The organism is Arthrobacter sp. Y3221160 (genome assembly GCF_059092585.1).
Genome location: NZ_JBNHHU010000002.1, coordinates 653851 through 674275, shown reverse-complemented (window position 1 = coordinate 674275; position 20425 = coordinate 653851). Strand labels below are relative to the sequence as shown.

Annotated in this window: 23 protein-coding genes and 1 riboswitch; of the genes, 11 read left to right on the top strand and 12 right to left on the bottom strand. The window is 67.7% G+C overall.

Annotation, left to right across the window (positions count from 1 at the left end; all coding sequences use genetic code 11):
- Positions 1–8 precede the first annotated feature (8 nt).
- Positions 9–632, top strand: a complete 624-nt coding sequence (locus AC5RWG_RS16070; protein WP_494014640.1) for an FMN reductase — start codon at positions 9–11, stop codon at positions 630–632.
- A gap of 338 nt (positions 633–970) precedes the next feature.
- Here the strand turns inward: AC5RWG_RS16070 and AC5RWG_RS16065 are convergent, their stop codons facing one another.
- Entirely contained in the window at positions 971–1600 is a 630-nt protein-coding gene (locus AC5RWG_RS16065) for a superoxide dismutase (RefSeq protein WP_494014639.1), read from the bottom strand.
- Between the two features lie 222 nt (positions 1601–1822).
- Entirely contained in the window at positions 1823–5404 is a 3582-nt protein-coding gene (locus AC5RWG_RS16060; RefSeq protein ID WP_494167360.1) for a TM0106 family RecB-like putative nuclease, read from the bottom strand.
- Between the two features lie 222 nt (positions 5405–5626).
- Positions 5627–5748, top strand: a riboswitch (SAM riboswitch).
- A 29-nt stretch (positions 5749–5777) separates the two neighbouring features.
- Here AC5RWG_RS16060 and AC5RWG_RS16055 point away from each other — a divergent pair.
- The 3 genes from AC5RWG_RS16055 (at position 5778) to AC5RWG_RS16045 (ending at position 8190) form a co-directional block, all read left to right on the top strand.
- Positions 5778–5927 carry a hypothetical protein gene (locus AC5RWG_RS16055; protein WP_494001719.1) on the top strand — a complete coding sequence of 50 codons (150 nt, stop codon included), beginning with the start codon at positions 5778–5780 and terminating at the stop codon, positions 5925–5927.
- On the top strand, positions 5924–6487 hold the full coding sequence (locus AC5RWG_RS16050; protein WP_494167359.1) for a PIN domain-containing protein: 564 nt from the start codon (positions 5924–5926) through the stop codon (positions 6485–6487). The genes AC5RWG_RS16055 and AC5RWG_RS16050 overlap by 4 nt, the downstream gene beginning before the upstream one ends.
- Before the next feature lie 392 nt (positions 6488–6879).
- Positions 6880–8190, top strand: coding sequence for an Nramp family divalent metal transporter (locus AC5RWG_RS16045; RefSeq protein ID WP_494001717.1), 1311 nt, complete (start codon positions 6880–6882; stop codon positions 8188–8190).
- A gap of 192 nt (positions 8191–8382) precedes the next feature.
- Here the strand turns inward: AC5RWG_RS16045 and AC5RWG_RS16040 are convergent, their stop codons facing one another.
- The gene (locus AC5RWG_RS16040) at positions 8383–8595 is read right to left on the bottom strand and encodes a FitA-like ribbon-helix-helix domain-containing protein (protein ID WP_494014636.1); all 213 of its coding nucleotides are present in this window, start codon (positions 8593–8595) and stop codon (positions 8383–8385) included.
- 91 nt (positions 8596–8686) lie between these two features.
- Entirely contained in the window at positions 8687–9934 is a 1248-nt protein-coding gene (locus AC5RWG_RS16035) for an NAD(P)/FAD-dependent oxidoreductase (protein ID WP_494167358.1), read from the bottom strand.
- A 132-nt stretch (positions 9935–10066) separates the two neighbouring features.
- On the opposite strand from AC5RWG_RS16035, the gene AC5RWG_RS16030 reads away from it, so the two are divergent.
- Both AC5RWG_RS16030 and AC5RWG_RS16025 read left to right on the top strand, forming a co-directional pair.
- Entirely contained in the window at positions 10067–10576 is a 510-nt protein-coding gene (locus tag AC5RWG_RS16030; RefSeq protein WP_494014635.1) for an Lrp/AsnC family transcriptional regulator, read from the top strand.
- A 289-nt stretch (positions 10577–10865) separates the two neighbouring features.
- Positions 10866–11582: an NADPH-dependent FMN reductase gene (locus tag AC5RWG_RS16025; RefSeq protein ID WP_494167357.1), complete on the top strand. Its 717-nt coding sequence runs from the start codon at positions 10866–10868 to the stop codon at positions 11580–11582.
- Positions 11583–11873: 291 nt separating this feature from the next.
- Here the strand turns inward: AC5RWG_RS16025 and AC5RWG_RS16020 are convergent, their stop codons facing one another.
- The 3 genes from AC5RWG_RS16020 to AC5RWG_RS16010 form a co-directional block, all read right to left on the bottom strand.
- Positions 11874–13118, bottom strand: coding sequence for a hypothetical protein (locus AC5RWG_RS16020; protein WP_494167356.1), 1245 nt, complete (start codon positions 13116–13118; stop codon positions 11874–11876).
- 98 nt (positions 13119–13216) lie between these two features.
- Positions 13217–13621, bottom strand: coding sequence for a DUF4383 domain-containing protein (locus AC5RWG_RS16015; RefSeq protein ID WP_494026253.1), 405 nt, complete (start codon positions 13619–13621; stop codon positions 13217–13219).
- 260 nt (positions 13622–13881) lie between these two features.
- A complete protein-coding gene (locus tag AC5RWG_RS16010) occupies positions 13882–14277 on the bottom strand; it encodes an SRPBCC family protein (RefSeq protein WP_494001710.1) in 396 nt (131 codons plus the stop codon).
- Between the two features lie 170 nt (positions 14278–14447).
- Here AC5RWG_RS16010 and AC5RWG_RS16005 point away from each other — a divergent pair, with 170 nt between their 5' ends.
- Positions 14448–15506 carry an App1 family protein phosphatidate phosphatase gene (locus AC5RWG_RS16005; RefSeq protein WP_494001709.1) on the top strand — a complete coding sequence of 353 codons (1059 nt, stop codon included), beginning with the start codon at positions 14448–14450 and terminating at the stop codon, positions 15504–15506.
- Positions 15507–15655: 149 nt separating this feature from the next.
- On the opposite strand, the gene AC5RWG_RS16000 is transcribed toward AC5RWG_RS16005, so the two are convergent.
- Complete coding sequence (locus tag AC5RWG_RS16000) at positions 15656–16153, bottom strand: CarD family transcriptional regulator (RefSeq protein ID WP_494014631.1); 498 nt, start codon at positions 16151–16153, stop codon at positions 15656–15658.
- A gap of 2 nt (positions 16154–16155) precedes the next feature.
- Here AC5RWG_RS16000 and AC5RWG_RS15995 point away from each other — a divergent pair, with 2 nt between their 5' ends.
- Both AC5RWG_RS15995 and AC5RWG_RS15990 read left to right on the top strand, forming a co-directional pair.
- On the top strand, positions 16156–16905 hold the full coding sequence (locus tag AC5RWG_RS15995) for a TetR family transcriptional regulator (protein ID WP_494014630.1): 750 nt from the start codon (positions 16156–16158) through the stop codon (positions 16903–16905).
- A gap of 2 nt (positions 16906–16907) precedes the next feature.
- Positions 16908–17315, top strand: a complete 408-nt coding sequence (locus AC5RWG_RS15990) for a YchJ family protein (RefSeq protein ID WP_494167355.1) — start codon at positions 16908–16910, stop codon at positions 17313–17315.
- 108 nt (positions 17316–17423) lie between these two features.
- Here the strand turns inward: AC5RWG_RS15990 and AC5RWG_RS15985 are convergent, their stop codons facing one another.
- Genes AC5RWG_RS15985 through AC5RWG_RS15975 form a run of 3 tightly spaced genes read right to left on the bottom strand, consistent with a single transcriptional unit; the run spans position 17424 to position 18502 of the window.
- Entirely contained in the window at positions 17424–17768 is a 345-nt protein-coding gene (locus AC5RWG_RS15985) for a DUF202 domain-containing protein (protein ID WP_494167354.1), read from the bottom strand.
- Positions 17768–18166 (bottom strand): YidH family protein, encoded by a 399-nt coding sequence (locus AC5RWG_RS15980; protein WP_494001704.1) that lies wholly within the window; start codon positions 18164–18166, stop codon positions 17768–17770. The genes AC5RWG_RS15985 and AC5RWG_RS15980 overlap by 1 nt, the downstream gene beginning before the upstream one ends.
- Positions 18167–18226: 60 nt before the next feature.
- On the bottom strand, positions 18227–18502 hold the full coding sequence (locus tag AC5RWG_RS15975; protein WP_494167353.1) for a hypothetical protein: 276 nt from the start codon (positions 18500–18502) through the stop codon (positions 18227–18229).
- 152 nt (positions 18503–18654) lie between these two features.
- On the opposite strand from AC5RWG_RS15975, the gene AC5RWG_RS15970 reads away from it, so the two are divergent.
- A complete protein-coding gene (locus AC5RWG_RS15970; protein WP_494167352.1) occupies positions 18655–19131 on the top strand; it encodes an acyl-CoA thioesterase in 477 nt (158 codons plus the stop codon).
- Between the two features lie 30 nt (positions 19132–19161).
- Here AC5RWG_RS15970 and AC5RWG_RS15965 read toward each other — a convergent pair whose 3' ends face one another.
- On the bottom strand, positions 19162–19581 hold the full coding sequence (locus AC5RWG_RS15965; protein ID WP_494167351.1) for a MarR family winged helix-turn-helix transcriptional regulator: 420 nt from the start codon (positions 19579–19581) through the stop codon (positions 19162–19164).
- Positions 19582–19846: 265 nt separating this feature from the next.
- On the opposite strand from AC5RWG_RS15965, the gene AC5RWG_RS15960 reads away from it, so the two are divergent.
- A complete protein-coding gene (locus AC5RWG_RS15960) occupies positions 19847–20278 on the top strand; it encodes a helix-turn-helix domain-containing protein (RefSeq protein WP_494167350.1) in 432 nt (143 codons plus the stop codon).
- Positions 20279–20425 lie beyond the last annotated feature (147 nt).

Below are 20425 nucleotides of genomic sequence, written 5' to 3'. Positions count from 1 at the left end.
GGGTCTCAGTGTCAGAGCGCAAGATCGTTGTTATTTCCGCCGGACTCGGCGTTCCGTCCTCGAGCCGGATGCTGGCTGACCAATTGGCTGCCTCTGCCGTGGACCAGTTCCGCCTGAAGGGCGTCGAGGCCGAGGTCCGACTGGTGGAGCTGCGTGACTACGCCGTCGATATCGCCAACAACATGGTGACCGGCTACGCCGCGCCGAAGCTGGACGAAGTGCTCAAGGCAACCGTGGCAGCCGATGCGCTGATCGTGGTGACCCCGGTCTTTAGCGCCTCCTACAGCGGGCTGTTCAAGTCCTTCTTCGATGTGGTCGAGCCGCGCGCGCTCGCCGGCAAACCGGTGCTGATGGGCGCCACCGGTGGCAGCGCCCGCCACTCGCTGGCCCTGGACTACGCCGTCCGTCCGCTGTTCAGCTACCTCCGTGCCCGCACGGTACAAACCACGGTCTTTGCCGCACCGGAGGACTGGGGTGCCGGTGAGGCGGGAACCGGCGGACTGTCCGAGCGCTCGGACCGGGCGGCCGCCGAACTGGTCGACCTGGTGGAGGGCGCTCCGGTGACCGAGCGCGGCCGTGGCGGCGTCGAATCCAAAAGCTTCGAGGAGATCCTCGCCAGCGTCGGCCACTGAATGAGCGTCTACCGCTGAGCAAGACGAAGGCCCGGTCGGGCGTGGTCCAGCGATGCGCACCCGCGCAGCGTCACCACCCCGACCGGGCCTTTGCCGCGGCTAAAAACGTTCCGGTTGGTCATCGCTGCTGGCCGTCGGCCTCGAACAAGTCCTGGTCGTTGACCGTCGATTCGGTCGGCTTGGTGCCCGGCGCCGTGCGCAGGACGAGCCTGCTGTCGGGGCGGCCAAAGGAAGTCATCGACACACATCTTTAACGACGAGGCACCGCCGTTGGGCCGGTTGTCCGGCCCAGCGGCGGTGCCTGGGTCATCTCCGTGCCCGAGCACGGTTGGCCAGTGTTACTTGGCCGGGGTGATCAGCGCGGAAGCGCCAGTGCGGGCGGAGTCGAAGCGGGCTGCGACGTCGGCCCAGTTGACGATATTCCAGAACGCCTTGACGTAGTCGGCCTTGACGTTGACGTAGTCGAGGTAGAAGGCGTGCTCCCACATGTCCAGCATCAGCAGCGGAATGGTGCCTACCGGGATGTTGCCCTGCTGGTCGTAGAGCTGCTCGATGACCAGGTTGCCGCCCAGGGGTTCGTAGGCCAGCACGGCCCAGCCCGAGCCCTGCAGGCTCAGCGCTGCGGCGCCGAAGTGGCCGCGGAACGCGTCGAAGGAACCGAAGTACTCATCGATGGCGGAGGCCAGTTCGCCGGTGGGCTTGTCGCCGCCTTCCGGGGAGAGGTTCTTCCAGAAGATCGAGTGGTTGGTGTGGCCGCCGAGGTGGAAGGCCAGGTCCTTGGACAGCTTCGGCACGTTGCCGAATTCGCCCTTTGAGCGGGCGTCGGCCAGCTGCTCCAGCGCGGTGTTCGCGCCGGCCACGTAGGTGGCGTGGTGCTTGGAGTGGTGCAGCTCCATGATCCTCGCCGAGATGTGCGGCTCCAGGGCCGCGTAATCGTAGTCGAGCTGGGGCAGTTCGTACTTGCTCATGTTCTTCCTCTCGTCGGAATTACTGTGCGGAAACTACTCAGTGCACACTTCCAGCCGGCACAACGGGTGGTTGGCCCGCCAAGCTGCCAATCCTCATTCAAACATGACCGAGGCTGGCACCGTAGCGAATTTCGCCACTGACGTAGCCCCGCATCCGCAGCCTGTCGGGCGGTTTGACCCCCGAAGACGACATTCCACCTCCAGAGAGCGGGCGCGGTGAGGTCAGTTCGTGCAGTCGCAGAGCCCCGCGAACGCCCCCAGCTCCTCCAGTCCGGCGGGCCGTGCCGGCAGGTAGTCCGTGAGGGCGCCGGAACGCACGATAACCGCCCGCCACTGCCCGCGCGAGACAGCCACGTTGTTCCGGTTCCGGTTAAGCACGAATTCCATTCCGCGCGGCGCCTCGGACGCGGCGGACACCGCGGTGGAAACGATCACAACCGGCGCTTCCTGGCCCTGGAACTTGTCCACCGTGCCCACCCGGACCTCCGCCAGCCCGGCGCCGTCCAGCACGGAACGGATCAGTTGGACCTGCGCGTTGTAGGGTGCCACCACGAGGATGTCCGTTCCGGCCAGGGGGCGCGGCCGGGCCGTGCCGTCCGCGCGCCAGGGCAGGCCCAGATGCCGGCGGACCTGGGCCAGTACCTCGGTGGCCTCTTCGGGCGACGACGTCGCGTCGTGGTGGTTCACGTACACGCATTCCACCCCGGGCGGCGCTCCTTCCAGCCGCCGCAGCCCGGCGGCCGGCGCCGACTTGAGCCGCCCCTCGTAGGCCAGGACGGAGACGGCCCGGCACAGGTCCGGGTGCATGCGCCAGCTCAGGGCGAGGAAATAGCCCAGCTCCGGCGGCAGCGTGGCATGGCCGTCAGAGAGCCACCCGAGTGCCGACTCGTCGACCGGTTCCGGATGCGTTCCCTGGGTCACCTGCGGCAGCTGCTGCGGATCACCCAGCAGCAGCAGGCGCCTGGCGGCCCGGGAGACGGCCAGCGTGTTGGCCAGCGAGAACTGGCCGGCTTCGTCGATGACCAGCAGATCCAGCGACTTCGGCGGGACAGCAGACCCCGTCATGGTCCACGCCGTGCCGCCAATCAACGAGCCCCCGGGGGAGGCGAGCAACCGGGCCACATCGTCCATACTCCGGTTGGGCCACGGCAGGTCGTGGTCGCCGTTGGGTTTTTTGGCAACGACTTCCGGCGGCACGCCGGCCTTCTCGATGGCGGCGCGCAACATGTTGTCGACCACGGCATGCGACTGGCCGACGACACCCACCTTCCAGCCCCGGGCCACCAACCGGGCGACGGCGTGCGAACCGACGTAGGTCTTGCCGGTGCCTGGCGGTCCCTGGACCGCCAGGTAGGAATCGTCCAGGTCGGCGACGGCGGCGGTGATGGCGTCCACGTAGCCGTCCGGGTGGTCCTGGACCTCGGGCAGCCGCGCCAGCGTTGCCAGCCGCGGCGGGCAACGACGCAGCAGGTCCAGCGCCGGTTCGGCCGGGAAGCGGGGCAGTGTGCCGGCAACCGCAGCGGCGAGGTCTGCGAGGGCCTGCCGGATGGAGGTGGTGGGCAGCGGCTGGTCGGGCGTGAGCGCCACCGGCGGCTCGCTGTACTCGTCGGCGCCGCGGGGCAGTCGCTCCTTCACCAGGAGCGTGTCCTTCTCGCCGTCCGCACCCAGTTCCAGCACTTCCGCGCCGAAACAAAACGCGCGGTGATTGACGCCGTCGTTCTGGTCGCAGAGGAACTCCGGGAAGGGCTGGTCGTAGAGCCGGCAGAGCAGGCTGCCTTCCTTGATGGTGGATCCGGGCGCCAGCCTGCCTGTGAGCCGCAGCACGCGGACCGGGTTACTGCGCGACGTCGGCTTCTCCCATCCGGAAACCACGCGCGCGGAATCCACGGTGAAGACGTCGCGGGTATCCGCCCAGTCCTCCAGCGGGGCGTCGAGCCGGTCGAAATGCGCCCACCAGTATTGCTTCGCTTCCCGCCGGTGGTAGCCGACCGAGGCCGCGACCATGGCGACGGCTTGTTCATCGGCGGACAGCGTCTCGCTTCGGCGGGCGGCCCTGTCGGCGGCAGCCGCGACGTAGTCGTGAAGCCGCCGCTCCTCCGGCGGCAGCGGCTCGTCGTTGGCGGCCAACGTCCCACTCGCGGCAGAGGCAGCTGCCGCCGCGGGGGTGGCCGTGCGCCCCGGCACGACTCCGCGCTCGGCCGCCAACCGCAGGAGCCAATTGCGCAGTTCCAGCGTGGAGAGGCAGTCGTACTCGTTGTAGTCGGCAATGCTTTTCAGGACCGTGTCTGCCTCGGCATCGTTGCCGGCGTCCCTGGCCGCACAGTAGCGGGCGTATGCGACCACGGAGGCTCCGGCGTCCTTGACGTCGCCGGACCGCAGGTTGTCTCCCATGTACAAGGGCTCGAGCTTCTTGATGCTGTAGGAGTTTTCCGAGATCCGCAGGCTGTGCCGGACCGTGTCGTAGAGGTCCACCAGGATGCCCTCGCGCAGCAAACCGTCCACGGTTTCCTCACCCACCAGATGCTGCAGCGACAGCCGGCGTAATGCGGCCTTCTCGTAGTTGGCGTAGTGGTAAATGTGCATTCCCGGATACCGGCGCCGCCGATCGGCGACATATTCCAGGAAGTCCGCCAGCGCCTGCCGTTCGCCGGCGCGGCTGTGCGCCCAGAAGGGCTTAAACGGCGGGGCCGTGCCGGCAGCCGGCGGATTTTCCACCACGCCGAAAAGGTACTCCAGCCCCCACTCGCCGTCCTCGTCCTGCCACAGCGGGTCGCCCTCGAAGTCGAAGTAGATGTCGCCGGGGTTGGGCGCAGGCAGGCGGGACAGTGTGTGCTGCTCCAGCACGCGGTACGAAACCTCGTGTTCCGTGCCGTCCTTGCGGTAGGTCACCCGGCCGTCCGGCGTGGCGGAGCCGGTCTGCATTCGTGCCTGGTCGCGGAGCCGGGCCAGCGCGCCGTCTGTCGGTTCACCGGGTGGAAGTTCCAGGGCGGCCAATTGGTCGATGGTGAAGATCCCGGCCGCTCGCAGCTTGCGCCGGCGCAGCGTGCTCATGTTCGCGACCAGCAGCAGGTCCCGGTGCAGCTCAACCTGTTCGGAGCAGTAGTTGCAGCGTCCGCAGGCGGTGACCCTTTCGTTCCCCCAACGAACCGGGTCCGGCTGTTCGCGGTGTGCGGTAACGAGGTTGAGGAACCTGGTGCGGCGTTCGCGAAAAACCGGCAGCAGGTCGGTGAGGCTGTGGTTGCTGTGCCGCCGGTCGCCCAGCACCAGCGTCACGGTGGGAGCCGCGGCGATGCCGGCTTGTAGGAGCTGGTCCCCGTACGCGGCCAGCTGCAGCAGCGCGGTGACCTTGGCGTGTCGGGCCAGCTTGGTGTCATAGACCGCGTAGGCGGCAGCTCCGCCGTCGTTGTGGGTTTTGACCAGGAAATCGGACCGTCCGTGGAACCGGCCGTCGAAGAAGGACGCCTGGAACACCACGTCTGCGCCGGAGCGCAGCGCGGCGATCGACTCGTCGTGCTTGGCCTGCAAATCCTGCCGCGTGTAGCTGCGGGTCTCGGCAATCTCCACCACGCCGGCGCCAAAGGTGTCGCGGAAGTGCTGCAAGACCCGGTGCTCGTGCAGATCGCCCAACTCCGCCGTTCGCTCGAGCATCTCGTCGCGGCCGAAATCCGCCACAGCGGAGCGCCCCAGCTTCTCGTCCAGCTTGCGCAGCAGCTGGTACTCGCACTGGGCGGCGACGACGAGGTCGCTGGCTGTGTAGACCAGGTCGCGGTCAGCCCCGTCGACTTCGGAGTCGAGCAGAAACACGGTGCCTCCTTCAATCAGGTGCGCAGGTGCCAACCCGGCCGGCGGCGGGTCCCCCCAACGATATCCCGCCGCCAGCCGGTGCCTGCCGGCAGTTACAGGTCTACCGTCCGGCACCGACATTTTCGCGAATGGGGCATGGGCGCCCGGCCCCGGGATTCCTGTTACGCGATGTGACCGCGGTCTCCGGCGGTCTGGCGGCCGCTCTGGCTATACTGCCAACAGCTTCAAGAACTGTGGCCGCCAAGCTCCGACTTGGCCACATACCAACCCCACGCTCGTTGGGTGGTTCGGATGACGAAGCGGCCCGCATCAGCCTCGGCTACCGATGCGGGCAAGAGCACGCGAAAGGACGCGGCGCCCGGCGCCGGCTGCCATGGACATCCCTCACTCCCCGCAACTGCAGGTCTTGAGCCTGGCCGACTATGAACAGGTTTCCGCAGCGCGCGAGGCCTTCGTAGACTTCCTGCTGGATGCCGCCCGGCAGCCCCGCGGGCAGCAGCGCGACATCGCCGCGGCGCAATGACCACGCGGACCGTGCCGACAGCGGAGGCCCACGCAGCCGCGCAGACCGGACCCGGACCGAAGGCCCACGCCACCGCGCAGGCGCCGGCCGCGCCCACACCTCAGACTCCCGCAGCCGCGCAGGCGTCGGCCGCAGCTTCCAACCCGCGGCGGGCCCGCGGGCTGCTGCTGGACACCGACGTCGTGGTCGAGCTCAGGCGCGAAAGCCCGGACCCCGCCGTCGTCGACTTCCTGCGGGGGCGCCGCCGCTCCCGGGTCTACATCTCCGCCTTAACCCTGGGTGAGTTGCGCGCGCTGAGCACCCAGGACTCCGCGCTGACCGGGCAGGCCGACGCGTGGCTGGTCGAGCTGACCGCGCGGTTCTCGGCCTTTATCCTGCCGGTTGACCAGCAGGTGGCCGAGGCCTGGGCGCCGCTGGCCATTCAGGACGTGCCGGCCGTCGAGTCGCTGATCGCCGCGACCGCCTCCAGGCACTGCCTGACCGTGGTGTCCGGCAACGCCGAGGCCTATCGGCGGCTTGCGGTCGAAGCCTGCGACCCCTGGGCGCCGGCCCAGCGCTAGGCCTGCAGCGGCCATGGGCGGGAGCACCACACCTCGAGCACCCTGCGGCCCGCACCCCCAGCACGGCACCCCGAGCAAACCGCGCCGAGCGCCGCACCCCAAGCACACCGCGGCCCGCACCCCCAGCGCCGCACCCAGAGGACCGACCTCGTCCGACGCCCCCCGACCCCCGTGATCAACCGCAGCGAGTATGCCAACGACCACAATCGCACGCCACTTTCCCGCCGAAGAGTGCCTGTGTTGCGCCGAACGGTTCCGCGAGTGGCCCCCTCGGCTATTTACCGACCGGGCGTTCAGAACGCGTGAGAAACTAGACGGGGTCCGGTGACGGGCGGCACTCTTGCCCCCTCTTTCTGCGGACAAGCTCCATCACGGTAAGGAATACATGGCTCATGGCCACTGAGAACAATGCCCCGGGCACGCTCGATGCCGCTGCACGGGTGGATAACGACGGCGGCGCTCCCGCCAAGTGGAAGATCGTCGGTCCCGGTCTCGTTGTCGCCGCCACAGGCGTCGGCGCCGCGGACATGGTGGCCACGCTGGTGGCGGGCTCCCGGTACGGCTACGGGCTGTTCTGGGCGGTGATCGTCGGCGTCATCCTGAAGATCATCCTGGTTGAAGGTGCCGGACGCTTTACCCTTGCAACGGGCAAGACGATCTTCGAGGGCTGGCGCTCGCTGGGCCGCTGGACCACCTGGTACTTCGGTCCGTACATCATGATCTGGGGCTTCGTCTACGGTGCCACGGCAATGTCATCGGCAGCGCTGCCGCTGGCCGCGATGTTCCCGGTGCTGCCGCTGTGGGCCTGGGCGATCCTGATGGGCCTGGCCGGATTTGTCATGGTCTGGTTCGGCAAGTACGCCACCTTCGAGAAGATCACCGCCTTCTTCGTCGGGCTGATGTTCGTCACCGTCGTCGGGCTGGCCATCATCGCCGTGCCCAACATCCCGGAGATGATCGGCGGCCTGGTGCCCATGATCCCGCAGGAAGAGGGCGCGGTGTTCTACACCCTGGCGCTCGCGGGCGGCGTGGGCGGCACCATCACGCTGGCGGCCTACGGCTACTGGCTGCGCGAAAAGGGCTGGCACACACCCAAGTGGATGCGCGTCATGCGCATCGACAACTCCGTGGCCTACGTCATGACCGGCATCTTCGTCATCGCCATGTTGATTGTCGGCGCCGAAGTGGTCCGCACCGCGGGTGTTTCACTGAGCGCCGGCGACGAAGGACTGCTGGACCTGTACGAGGTACTCAAGGATGAGTACGGAGACGTGGTCGGCACCGGCTTCCTCGTCGGTTTCTGGGCCGCCTCCTTCTCCTCCATCATCGGCGTCTGGAACGGCGTGTCCCTGATGTTCGCCGACTTCTGGGGCAACATGCGCAAGAAGGAGTCCGGCCACCCGGACACGCGCGTGGGCGGCAAGTACTTCAAGTTCTACGTCCTCTGGCTGACGTTCCCGCCCATGCTGCTGTTCATGCTGGGCAAGCCGATCGCGCTGATCCTGCTGTACGGCGCCCTGGGGTCCTTGTTCATGCCGTTCCTGGCACTGACGCTGCTGGGCCTGCTCAACGGCAAGCGGATCCCGAAGGAATGGGCCAACCGCCTGCACACGAACATCGCGCTGGGCATCTGTGCCCTGCTGTTCGTGGTCCTCGGTGTCTACCAGTTGTGGAACTCCGTCTCGCCGCTCTTCGGCGGCTGATTTCCCGCATGCTCCGCTGCCCCGCACCGTTTCGGTGCGGGGCAGCGCTTGTTTAACAACGACGACGGCGGGCGCCCGGTTTTGAACGCTCGGCGGCGGTGGCGCGGTTTTGAGCGCTCGACGGCGCCGGCGCGTCGACTGCCTGCGCGTCGACTGCCTGCGCGGTCGGGCGCCGCGCGGCGACGGGCCCGCCTACTGCCGGCCGGTCCGGCGTTCGCCGTCGTGGCGTGAATCGTCGTCGCCGATGATCGAAGCCAGGAGTTCGTCCGCCTCGCCCAGCCCGCGTACTGCCTGCACCAGGATCGCCCGGGCCTCAGCTTCGGGTGAGCGATGGTGGGTATCGGCCAGGATCCGGAGTCCTTCCATGGTCCGCGCGTCCAGCCCGGGCACCGTGAGCGATTCCATGACAGTCACCTTCCCGTGGAGCGCATAGTGCCCCAAGTGCCGCCCATATTAGTCCCACCCCAACGAGCTGTCAGTGGGTCTTCAGGTGCCGTCAGCGCAGCGGGTCGAACGGCCGGATCTCGTCGGGCACCCGGCCGGTGACAATCTGTTCGGCCAGCAGCTTGCCGGTCGCCGGGCCCAGCACGATGCCCCACATCCCGTGCCCGCCGGCAACGTACACGCCGGGGGAGCGGGTGGCGCCGATCAGCGGCAGCCCGTCGGGCGTGACCGGGCGCGGGCCGACCCAGAGATCCTCGAGGTTCTCCAGGTCCATGTTGGTGAACAACGGCCGCACGGCGGCCAGGATCGCGTCGATCCGCCCGGTCTGCAGCGGTTCGTCCGGGCCGCGGAACTCCATGGTTCCGGCGATGCGCAGCCGTCCCTCGTAGGGGGTGCAGGCCACGCGGCGCGCCGGGAAGTAGATGGGGAACTCGGCCGGCTGGTCGGTGGCCACGCTGAACGAGTATCCGCGCCCGGCCTGCACCATGGTGCGAACACCCAGCGGCTTGGCGAGATCGGGCAGCCAGGCGCCGGTGGCCAGGACCACGACGTCGGCGTGGAACGGCTCATGCGCGTAGGTCTCCACGGAGATCCCGGTGTGGCCGTGGCGCAGCGAGCGCACTTCGGCGCCGGAAATGATCTTTCCGCCGCGTGCCACCACGGATGCGGCAAGGGCCTCGACGAACGGGCCGGGCTCAAGGAACCGCTGGCCTTCCAGTTCGAACACCGTCGAGACACCGGCGGACAGCTGCGGCACCTTGACCTGGGGGTTGTCCAGGCGGCTCAGCGGGACGGACTGGCCGGCCTTCTCCACGTTGGCCAGCTCGTGGACAAAGTGGCGGCTTTCCTTCTCCGCCTCGAAACCGACGATGAAGGGTCCCTTGCGCGTCCACGATTCGACGCCGTTATCGGTCAGCTCATCGAAGCTCTCCAGCGCCATCTTGTCGATCGGCGTCAGCGCGGCCATGGTCCGGTCCCAGGCCTTCTGCGTGCCGTGCAGCGCGAAGCGGGCCAGGAACTTCCACAGCTGCGGGTCCAGGCGGGCGGGAATGTGCAGCGGCGCCGTCGGGTCAACCAGCGCCTTGGGCCCGTAGGTCCAGACGGTCCGATCCGACAACGGCATGGCCATGCCGGGCGTGAGCCAGCCGGCATTGCCCCACGAGGCGCCGGCGGCGACGCCTGATCGGTCCAGAACGGTGACTTCCACGCCGCGTTCCTGCAGATGCCAGGCGGTGGCCAAGCCAACCATGCCTGCACCCACGACGACGGCGGTGCTCGGGGCGTGTGCGCGAGAGTACATCGTGTGCTCCTCGGGTCGACTCTTCTCTCGGACCCATCCTGAAGAATGTTTACCCGTTTCTCAAGCCGTTAGGAGAAGATTCTGTAAGAGTGAGGCACGCAGGCAGTAAGTTCAGAAAGTGGTGGTGATCACATGGTCGAATCGAATGATCTTCGACGCCCGTTCGGGGCTCCCGCGGGGTCGGGGCTGGACCGCATCGACCGGTTGATCGTCGAGATGCTCCAAGCCGACGCTCGAACCCCCAACAACGCGATCGCGGCGGCGGCCGGCATCGCCCCCTCGACGTGCTTGAGCCGGATCCGCTCCCTGCGCGAACGCGGCGTGATCCGCGGTTTCCATGCCGACGTGGACCCTGCGGCCGTGGGGCGCGGCCTGCAGGCGCTGATCTCCATCCGCTTGCAGGCGCACGCGCGGTCGAACCTGACCCAGTTCAAGGACTTCCTGTCAGGCCTGCCCGCGGTGGAGGGGATTTTCTTTGTGACCGGCGACCGCGACTTCCTGATCCATGTCGCCGTGGCGGACTCCAACGCGCTGCGCGACCTGGTCGCGAACAACCTCAGCGTCCGCCCCGAGGTTGCCGGCACGAATACCACGGTCATCTTCGAACACGTCCGCCCGCCCGGCAGTTCGCTCGCTCCCTGATGGGGAGAGGGTGTCCTCGTGGGGGTCGGTCTCGCCATGTTGGCGAGGGGGAGGGCTGCCTGGAGGCGTGTCTCGCTCCCTATTTGGGGAGCCGGCTTCTATGGGCACGCCCGTACCCTGGCAGCGGAACCCCGGAAGAGCCCGCCTCCCCGCCGCGCCGGCCCGGATTCAGGGCGATCCCAGTCGCCCCACCCATGCCCTGGAGCGGGCCAGCCTTATCCTTTGTTGACATGTCATTCTTCGGCCGGATAGGATAGTTGAAAGCTCAAGCAATCTATCGAAGGCTGCAATGTCCTGGTTTAAGAATCTTTTCAGCAAGTCCAGCGCCCGCCGGTCTGCCGCCAACCCTGCGGCCTCCGCTGCGGAACCCCGCACGGATGCACCCGTCGCCCAGCCGGCCGAGGCCGCTCGCAGCGAAGCCGCCGCCGGCCTCCCCAAGATCGCCATCATCACCGGCAGCACGCGCCCCGGCCGGGTCAATGACTCCGTCGCCAACTGGGTCGCCGCCGAACTGGCCGCTCGGACGGACGCCACCTTTGTGGTCGTCGACATCGCCGACTTCAATCTGCCGCTGCTGGACGAGGCCTACCCGGCCGCGTACCAGAACTACCAGGCCGACCACACCAAGGCCTGGTCGGCCAAGATCAGCGAGTTTGACGGCTACATTTTCGTGGCCAACGAATACAACCACACGGTCTCGTCCGCGCTGGCCAACGCGTTGTCCTACCTGAACGTTGAGTTCAACAACAAGGCTGCCGGCATCGTTTCCTACGGCTCGATGGGAGGCGTCCGCGCCGCCGAACACCTGCGCAATATGCTGGCCGAGCTGCAGGTAGCTGTGGTCCGCAACCAGGTGATGTTCTCGCTGTTCACCGACTTCGAAAACTTCTCCGAGTTCAAGCCGACCGAGCAGAATGCCGGAACGCTGGCCCCGATGACCGACCAGCTTGTGCTGTGGGCACAAGGCTTCGCCACCATCCGCACTCCGCAGAACGCCGCCGCTTAAGACCCCAAGCCCGGCACGCCCGCCGCCTCCGTTCGGCGGGCTGTCCTGCCGCCGGTCTTCGGGCCGGCCAGCACCGCCCCCGCCGTTTCCCCATCCGGCGGGGGCGGTGCTGTTCTCTGCGGCCGCGGCACCGTTCCGTCGGCTGACCCGCCGAAGCAAATCGGTGCGGCACCGCTAAGTCGGCTGACCCGCCGAAGCAAATCGGTGCGGCACCGCTAAGTCGGCTGAACCCGCCGCAGCAAATGGAGCGGCACCGCTAAGTCGGCTGAACCCACCGAAGCAGTAGGTGGACTACCCGCGCTCGGCCGCAAGGATGGTGGCCATGGAGATGATGAAACCGGGCGTGCAGGCCGCAGCCAGCACCACCAAAGCGATGCGTCCGCCCAGCAGGACCCTCCGCTGCAGCAGTCCTTCCCGCCGTCCCGGGCCAGCAGGCCGCCCGGCGCGCCAGTCTGCGAAGAGCTTCACTCTGAGGGCCGCAAGTGCCCAGCCCACCACGACGGCGGCGACAATCCAGGCCGCGACCACCACGCTGGCGCCGCCCAGCGGGACCAGTAGGAGCAGCAGCGGAAGGTACCATTGCAGGTCCTTGGCCGTCCGCAGCAGCGGGAGGCGACGGGACAGCCAAGCCGTGGCCACCGCGACGAGCATGCCGTGGGCAATGGCCAGCGCGGAGAAGGCCGCGATCGAGAGCCAGCCAGGGCCCACCACCTCAAAGTCCCGGCTGTCCGGCTGCAACGGCCCAAGCACGGTAGCGAGTACTAATAACAGCAACAGCCCGAAGGCCGCTCCGCCGGCCCGGCCGGCCGGCAGCCACCACCGCACCAAGCCGTAGAGGAGTGCCGTCCCGCAGCCGATGGCCACGCCGAAAAGGACGAAGCTCCCGGTCCCTTCCAGGCTGATCTCTCCGATGGTCTGGTTGTTATCGGTCAGCCTTCCGTCGTCCTCCGGCGACGTCACCGCCAACAGGCGCATGATCAACCGGCCGCCGGCGCCCGCCATGCACAGCCCGGCCACCCCGCCGGCGACCAGCAGCACTGTCGCCCACCACAGCACCCTGCGCGCAACGTGCGCCAGGAGTGCACCGCCGCCGCTCGGCAGGGCGCGGCCGCGGCGCAGAAGCGCTCCGTCGTCGTTCCCGGGGGTGCCGCCGTCGAGTACGAGCGCACGGTCGCGGTCTCCGGGGGTGCCGCCGTCGAGTACGAGCGCACGGTCGCGGTCTCCGGGGGTGCCGCCGTCGAGTACGAGTGCACCGTCGTCGTTCCCGGGGGTGCCGCCGTCCGTTACGAGCGCACCGTCGTCGTCCACGACTGTGCCGTAGTGCACGAGGGCTCCATCGTTCCCGTGACCGCTGCCGTCGAGGAGGAGCGCACCGTCGTCGTTCCCGTGGGTGCCGCTGTCGAACACGAGCGTGCCGTCGTCCCGACGCAGGTCCTCGTCACGGCCCGGCGGAGGCTGGAACCGCTCCCCGCCCCGAAAGGCCACCGCGGCCAGCCCGGCGGCCACCAGCACGCCGCACAGGATCATGAGTGTCACGGAGCCAGTATCCGACGGCCCCGGAAGCCAGCGAACCCCAGTCATGTCGACTGGGGTCCGCAGCGAACCGTCCGCCGAAACCGGCGGGACGGCTTCGGTCAGCGTGCCTCGCGCGCCTCGTCCCGGTGGCGCACCATGTAGGCGATGGCCAGGGCCAGCATCACGGCGCCCAGGACGAAGTTGAGCCAGGTGGTGGCTGCATTGGTGGACAGGAAGTTGGCCGCTGATTCGCCGGGGCCGACGATCAGGCCGTACAGCCACATCGCCAGGTACAGGATGCCGGCTCCCATGAGGAAGTCCCGGGCACCGCTGGTGGTGCGGCTCATGATGTAGCCCACCACGCCTACCACCAGGTAGACGATGTTGAGCAGCATGGACACTTGGAACGCGTTGATCAGCATGGCGCCGGAGCCGCTGGCGAAAGCCATTTCTCCGTACTCCATGGTGATGCCGGGGATGAAGCCCAGCACACCGATCACCAAGAGAACAATTCCCGAAGTCATCGCGGCATTTCGCACATTTCCGCGCGAGACGTGTGCGTGATGCGCATGCGGTGATGCGGTAGTCATTTCTCCTCCCAGACAATGAGTTCGAAACTTCGTCGAGTAACAACTCGGCTGTTGGTAGGGGCGCATCTGACGTCAGAACCAGCGCTTTCAGTTTACGTCTGCCTGGCCGCGGCGGCACGGAAAAATGACGACGGCGGTGGGCGGGCCGGTCCTGTCGGCGCGGCTGCCCTGGTGGTCCGGAACAGGGGGCCGGTTTAGGCCTCGAGCAGCCTCTTAAGCGTGTGCAGGTCCCGGTCCACGGCGGCGGCATCGGCTTCGAACGCCGCCTCGTCCATGCCGTCACGGTGGTAGAGGGTGAACACCACCTCTGTCCCGTCGCCGTTGCCGAGCACACGCAGCGGGTTGTAGACAGCTTCGCCCGACGGCAAGGTCACGTAGTGGTCCAGCACGCCGAAGTCATTGCGCTCGGTAAACGTGACCCGCACCGGTCCACTGTCGGTCTCGGCGACCCAGGCGTCGTCGACCACTCCGATGGAGGAGCTGAGTCCGGCGGCCCACTGCGGCATGTTCTCGGGTTTGGCGGCGAACTCGTAGACCTCTCCAACGGGTCGGTTGATGGCGATGCTGATGTGCCGCGATGCAAACGTCATGTGGCCAGTCTTCAGGTTCGCTCCGACGCGGGCAAGACCCGCGGAGCGCCCGGCACCGCCGGGAGGATCCGCGGGCTTTTTATGCCGTCGGGAGGGTCCGTGATTGGCGCGCGGCGGCGCGCGTTGCCGCAGGTTCGAGCCGGTTAGCGTGTGCATGACAGACTTGGACCATGGCATCCCTTACCGGCAACGGCGACGATCTCCATGAGAAGGCAGCCCACATCGGCATGCGCCTTGAAGACCGCTGGCAGGCGGTCCGGGAACGGCGGGCACGGCAGCGCGGCGACGTGGCCACCGTCATGCCGTTTACCGGCTACGGCACCGACGGCTGGATCCGCGTGCTGGCCCGGGTCGTGATGGCGCGGCCCGGGGCCTTCGACAACGGCCGCATGCCCTCCAAGCTGGTGGCCGACGGCATCCGCGGCTGGCGGAATTTCATCAGCCCGCCGGTGGCCAACGCCCGGGTGACGATCCACGCCGACGGCATCGAGCACCAAGTGGTGGCCGACCGCGGCGGAGTGGTGGACGCCAAGGTTTCGGTGAGCCTGGCTCCGGGCTGGCACACCGTCACGCTGCGCTGCGAGGACTCTGAACCGGTGGAAGCCGCGGTCTACGTGGTGCCGCCGGACACCCGGTTCGGGGTGGTGTCCGACGTCGATGACACGGTCATGGTCACCGCGCTGCCCCGCCCGATGCTCGCGGCCTGGAACACGTTCGTCTTGGATGAACATGCGCGCAACGCGACGCCGGGCATGGCCGTGATGCTCGAACGGGTCACGCGCGAGCATCCGGGCAGCCCCGTGTTGTACCTATCCACCGGTGCCTGGAACGTTGCGCAGACGTTGACGCGGTTCCTGTCCCGGAACATGTACCCGGACGGTGCGCTGCTGCTCACCGACTGGGGGCCGACGAAAGACCGCTGGTTCCGCAGCGGTCAGATGCACAAGGTGGACCAGCTGCGGCGGCTGGCCGAAGAATTCCCGAAGATCAAGTGGCTGCTGATCGGCGACGACGGCCAGCACGACGAAGCCATTTACGCCGGCTTTGCGCTGCGTTACCCCGACCACGTGGCGGCCATCGCCATCCGCCAGCTGTCGGTCAGCGAAGCGGTGCTGGCCGGCGGCCGTTCCCAGGACGGCCCGGTCGGACCCGCGCGCAGCATCCCGTGGATCTACGCCTCCGACGGGAAAGGCCTGGCGAACCAGCTTCAGCAGCTGGGAATCCTCTAACGACGACGACGGCGGCCACCGCTGGGAACGCTATAACGACGACGGCGGCCGCGGCTGGGAATCCTCTAACGCCGACGGCGCCCCGCTCGTGGTGGAGCGGGGCGCCGTCAAGCGGCAGTGCCCGGACGTCATTCCTGCGGCGCGGCCTGTTAAACGGTGGCCTCCAGCGGGCCGAAAACGGCTTCGATCATGGCCCGTGCCGTTTCGTTGTCAGTCTTTTCGGCCAGCGCAAGCTCCGAGGACAGGATCCGCATGGCCTGTTCGAGCTGGTGCTTTTCACCGGCCGAGGAGCCGCGTTCGATGGCCCGCAGCGAGAGGTCGCGGACCACTTCGCTGACCCGGTAGATGTCACCGCTGTTAATCTTTTCCTGGTTGGCCTTGAACCGGCGCGACCAGTTTTCCTGATCCTCCGGCACCTTCGCCTTCAGGATCGCAAAGACTTCCTTGACGCCTTTTTTGCTGATGGCCTTGCGTACGCCGACCGTTTCCGCGTTGCCCAGCGGCAGTTCGATCAGCAGGCCGTCGTGATGCGCGCGGAACTGAACGAACTTGGTCTGGCAGTCCTTGAACGGCCGGGTCCGGAGATCGGTCACGGTGACAGCGCCGTGCGGGGGATAGACGAGGGTGTCGCCAACTTTAATGTTCATTGATGCCCTTTCATGCCATTATGGCAGATACTGCCACATTGGCAGCGAATACTCAAATATGGGGTATCTTGGAAGCTGCTATGCCACAGAAAACGCCGACCAGCGGCGCTTCCAGAACCGATGTGCCCGGCCCGACCACGGCTGAGCTCCCTGTCGCTGCACCCGGATTAAGGGAGCGACGGCGGCGCCAGACCCGGACGGAAATCAGCGAGGCCGCGCTGCATCTGTTTCAGGAACACGGCGTGGATGCCACCACCGTGGACGGCATTGCCCACGCCGCCGGGATTTCCCAGCGCACGTTCTTCCGGTACTTCACCAGCAAGGAAGAAGCCGCGCTGCCGGCACACCAGGATTTCGACGCCGCGCTCGAGGCCGGGCTGCTCACCATCGATCCGGCCGGCAACCCGCGCGAAGAGCTTGAGCGCGTCTACCAAGAGGTCATGCAGGGGTACGCGGACAACGACGCCCCGGCAGCCCGCCGCATGTTGCTCGTCAACCAGCTCATCCGCAAGGAGCCCCTGCTTAAGGCGGCCATGCTCAAGCACAATGCCACCCGGACAACCGGGCTGGTGGAGGCCCTGATGGACCGTTTCGGCCGCGACGGGGTGAGCGACCTGCAGATCAGGCTGGCGTTCGAGACCTGTGCGGCAGTGGTCCGGGTCGCGTTCGAGGTGTGGGTGGCCCGGCGCGAGGCCGGCCGGAATGACAACCTGCCGGACATTTACGCGGCTGCCCTGCAGTTGTCCCACTGACCATGGGAAACACAAGAACCCCAACCCTTACGACGACGACGCCGTGTCCGTGCCCGAGCGGCCGGGCCTACGGCGAGTGCTGTGGGCCGTTCCACCGCGGCGAGGCTGAGGCGCCAACGGCGGAAGCGCTGATGCGGTCGCGCTACACGGCGTTCGTCGTCGGGGATGCCGCCTATCTGCTGCGCACGTGGCATTCCGAAACGCGGCCCGCGCGGCTCGAACTGGACCCCGCGCTGCACTGGACCGGGCTGGAAATCCTCAAGACCGTCCGCGGCGGCGTAACCGACCGCGTGGGCACCGTGGAGTTCCGCGCCGGCTACCGCGAGGGCGGCCGGGACCGCACGCAGCAGGAGAAGAGCACCTTTGTGCGCGAGGACGGCCGCTGGGTCTACCGCGACGCCATAGCCTGAGCGCACCCGGCCGAGATGGGCGGCGGCGGTGCACCACCCCGGGCTTCCGTCAGTCGCCCGCGCGCCCGGCATCACGCCGCGCGAGCACGGGGGCGCCGTCGTCGTTGTTCAGTTCAGGGCCAGGACGGCGTAGATCCCGAGCGCGCCGAGCACCACCACGCTGCCGGCAACCCAGGCGGCAGCGGCGGCGTCGGCGTGGATCCTCTCGTCGGCCACGCCGGAGACCGCCCGGCGGTACCGGAGTTTCTGCGTGATGTAGATGCCGAACGCCGTGCACAGCGCCACGGCGACCAGCGTCCCGGTGAACCAGCCGTATTCCGGCATCCAGCGCAGGAACATGGCTGTCGCCACGATCATGGCCAGAGTGGTCCGGCTCCAGGCCAGGGACGTGCGTTCGGGCTGCAGGCCGGCGTCGTGGTGTTCCGGCTCCGGCACGGCGCGGGCGCGTCGCATCAGGACGGCCGCAGGACGACGAAGACCACCAGCAAGGCCGCCACCACACCGCCGCCTACCGCCAGGATCGGGGCTATCAGTGGCAGCGGCAGGGGAGTCTTGTGGCGCATGGCCCGCTCGACGTTGAGCCAGCGGAAGAACGAGCCGCCGCCGATCGCCATGGCCAGGACCAGGAGGATGATGGCGATGGTCTTGCGGATTTCCGGGACGAAGACGCCGCCGGTGAAGACCTCCACCGCGATGCCGCCGGCCAGGAGTGCCAGCGAGGTGCGGATCCACGCCAGGAAGGTACGCTCGTTGGCCAGCGTGAACCGCGGGTCGGGCTCGGTGCCGCCGCGGAGCAGTTTGTCGGCGAGTTTGCCGCGTTCCGGGCTGGGCGAGGGCGAAGAAGTAGGCACGGCTTCATGGTAACCAAGTCCGCGGGTGGCGCGGCGACGGCTTACGTCACATGCCAGACGTCAGGCCGCCGGCCGGTCCCGGTCGTCGTCGTTGTCCTGGTCCATGCGGGCCACGGTGAAGAAGCGGTTGCCCGCCCCCTTGCGTGAACTCGGCACCAGGAGTTTGGAGTATTTTTCGCACCACTGGGCGGTGCCGCGGGAATCCGCGGCAGCCGCAGCGATGGCGTCAATATCGTCGGACCACCCCAGAACGCGTTCCCCCTCGAGGCAGAACTGGATCAGTCCCAACTCGGTATCTACATGCAGTTCGACGTCCACCCAAACGTCGAATAGCACAGTGCTGCTGGCTGTATCTTCTGTTTTGTATGTGTTCATCACGAGACCTGTGTTGCGCGTCACACCCTGTGGCGCCCTCCCACTATAGGGTTCACCATGCGGAATGCCAAACGGTTTCCCCAGCGTGAACGGCCGGTAAAGTGAATCGGGCGATGACTCAGACACCTTCCGCCCAGCGCCTCACCTGCAACGTGCCGATGCGTTGGGGAGACATGGATGCCTACGGGCACATTAACAACGTGGAAATCCTGCGCATCCTGGAGGAGGCACGCATCCACGCGTTCGGGCCTCCGGCCGGCACCGGCGGTCCCGGGCTCGAGGTGGATTTGCCGGTCTTCTCCGACCTGCCCGAATCCACCCAGGCTTTGGTGGCGGAGCACCGGGTGAAGTACGTCCGGCCGCTCAGTTACCGCAACATCCCGGCCCACGTGGAGGTCTGGATCAGTGCGATCAAGGGCGCCAGCCTGACCATCGCCTACCTAATCATGGACCCGGTAACCGCCGAGCAGTGCGTGCTGGCCGAAACCACGCTCGCGTTCTTCCACACGGATACAGGGCGGCTGCTGCGCCTGAATGAGCGCCAGCGATCGATCCTGGAACCCTACCTGGGAGAGTCCAACTTCCGCTGAGACGACGACGGCGATGGGCCGCCGTCGTGCCTAGCCCTCCCAGCCCAGGTTGCGGGCAATCCGCTCCAGCACGTCGAGGGTGGCCGTGTACTCTTCCTCGCTGATGCCGTCCGCCATGCGGGCGCGCGTGCGGTCGACCACCTCACCGAGGGAGGCGAGGCTGGCCCGACCGGTGTCGGTCAGCGCATAGTGGCCGTTCTTGGCGCTGACCCAGCCGCTTTCCACAAGTTCTTCGACCGGTTCCTGGGGCCCTTCGCCCTCTTCCTCCGGAATGAAAGGCCCCAGGGCTTCCGCGAGCTCGTCGGCGGTGGACGGCTTGTCCGCGAGCAGGTTCATCATCTGCCACTGCCGGCGGGTGATGCCGTGTTCCTCCATGGTCTCGATGAACTGCTCGTCGAGCAGCCGGTCAACGAGCTTCAGCCAATAACCGATAGGTCGTAGAGGTGCCATGCCGCCACCCTACAAGGGTCCGCGCGGCTGATCGACTGAAATTGCCGGACGCGCCGCTTAGTTGGCAAAGGCACCCCGGGGCCTGCGTGGCCGGTTCCTGGCGGGCGCGCGGTTGGACCCGGCGCAGACGGGGACGCTTTCTGCCCTGAGCAGACCCTGCTGACGCCGACGGCGCCGCTTCCTACGATGGAAGCAGCCAGAAGGGAGTTCCGCCGTGCTCGAACTTCAGAAGCTTCATCGCGGTCCAGGTTCAGCGCCTCCACCTTTGCTCCGCGACGTCTATGGCGCGGTGCTGCGCAGGGAGCGTCGTCGCCAGCGGCGCACCCTCGACGGCGTGGCCAGCCGGGCCGGCGTGTCACTCCAGTACCTCTCGGAGATCGAACGCGGCCGTAAGGAGGCCTCCTCGGAGATCCTCGCGGCAGTCTGTGCGTCGCTGGGGTCGGGACTGGCCGCCTTCCTGGCAGCAGTTCACCGTGAAATGGCGGCGGTCGAAGGAAGGGCCGTGCTGCATCTTCAGTCCATGCCATCGGCCTCCCGGCCCGCTGGCCGCGCGCGGCAGGAATGTGCAGATGCTGCCGACCTGCTTTCTGTGGGCTTGGCCGACCGGGACCTGACGCCGCACGCCCCGGCGGACGCGGGCCGCCAACTGGGCGCGGGCGTTCAAGGCGGGTCGCCGCCGCTGCTGATGGCCGCCTGACGTTATAGGCCGCTGCATGCCCGGCGCGGGTCGCCGTGCACAGGGGCCACGCGGCCGGACGTGTTCCGACAACGAACCCGCCGCCCGCTGCTCGCCTCCTATCCTGCCCCAGCGTCTGCGGCGGAACTGCGCCACCGGTCGCGCCGG

Coding starts and splice junctions, on each gene's coding strand:
- AC5RWG_RS16065 (WP_494014639.1), bottom strand. CDS start 1,600: ATGAGCAAGTACGAACTGCCCCAGCTCGACTACGATTACGCGGCCCTG.
- AC5RWG_RS16055 (WP_494001719.1), top strand. CDS start 5,778: ATGGACATCCCTCACTCCCCGCAACTGCAGGTCTTGAGCCTGGCCGAC.
- AC5RWG_RS16050 (WP_494167359.1), top strand. CDS start 5,924: ATGACCACGCGGACCGTGCCGACAGCGGAGGCCCACGCAGCCGCGCAG.
- AC5RWG_RS16045 (WP_494001717.1), top strand. CDS start 6,880: ATGGCCACTGAGAACAATGCCCCGGGCACGCTCGATGCCGCTGCACGG.
- AC5RWG_RS16040 (WP_494014636.1), bottom strand. CDS start 8,595: ATGGAATCGCTCACGGTGCCCGGGCTGGACGCGCGGACCATGGAAGGA.
- AC5RWG_RS16035 (WP_494167358.1), bottom strand. CDS start 9,934: ATGTACTCTCGCGCACACGCCCCGAGCACCGCCGTCGTCGTGGGTGCA.
- AC5RWG_RS16030 (WP_494014635.1), top strand. CDS start 10,067: ATGGTCGAATCGAATGATCTTCGACGCCCGTTCGGGGCTCCCGCGGGG.
- AC5RWG_RS16025 (WP_494167357.1), top strand. CDS start 10,866: ATGTCCTGGTTTAAGAATCTTTTCAGCAAGTCCAGCGCCCGCCGGTCT.
- AC5RWG_RS16015 (WP_494026253.1), bottom strand. CDS start 13,621: ATGACTTCGGGAATTGTTCTCTTGGTGATCGGTGTGCTGGGCTTCATC.
- AC5RWG_RS16010 (WP_494001710.1), bottom strand. CDS start 14,277: ATGACGTTTGCATCGCGGCACATCAGCATCGCCATCAACCGACCCGTT.
- AC5RWG_RS16005 (WP_494001709.1), top strand. CDS start 14,448: ATGGCATCCCTTACCGGCAACGGCGACGATCTCCATGAGAAGGCAGCC.
- AC5RWG_RS16000 (WP_494014631.1), bottom strand. CDS start 16,153: ATGAACATTAAAGTTGGCGACACCCTCGTCTATCCCCCGCACGGCGCT.
- AC5RWG_RS15995 (WP_494014630.1), top strand. CDS start 16,156: ATGCCCTTTCATGCCATTATGGCAGATACTGCCACATTGGCAGCGAAT.
- AC5RWG_RS15990 (WP_494167355.1), top strand. CDS start 16,908: ATGGGAAACACAAGAACCCCAACCCTTACGACGACGACGCCGTGTCCG.
- AC5RWG_RS15985 (WP_494167354.1), bottom strand. CDS start 17,768: ATGCGACGCGCCCGCGCCGTGCCGGAGCCGGAACACCACGACGCCGGC.
- AC5RWG_RS15970 (WP_494167352.1), top strand. CDS start 18,655: ATGACTCAGACACCTTCCGCCCAGCGCCTCACCTGCAACGTGCCGATG.
- AC5RWG_RS15965 (WP_494167351.1), bottom strand. CDS start 19,581: ATGGCACCTCTACGACCTATCGGTTATTGGCTGAAGCTCGTTGACCGG.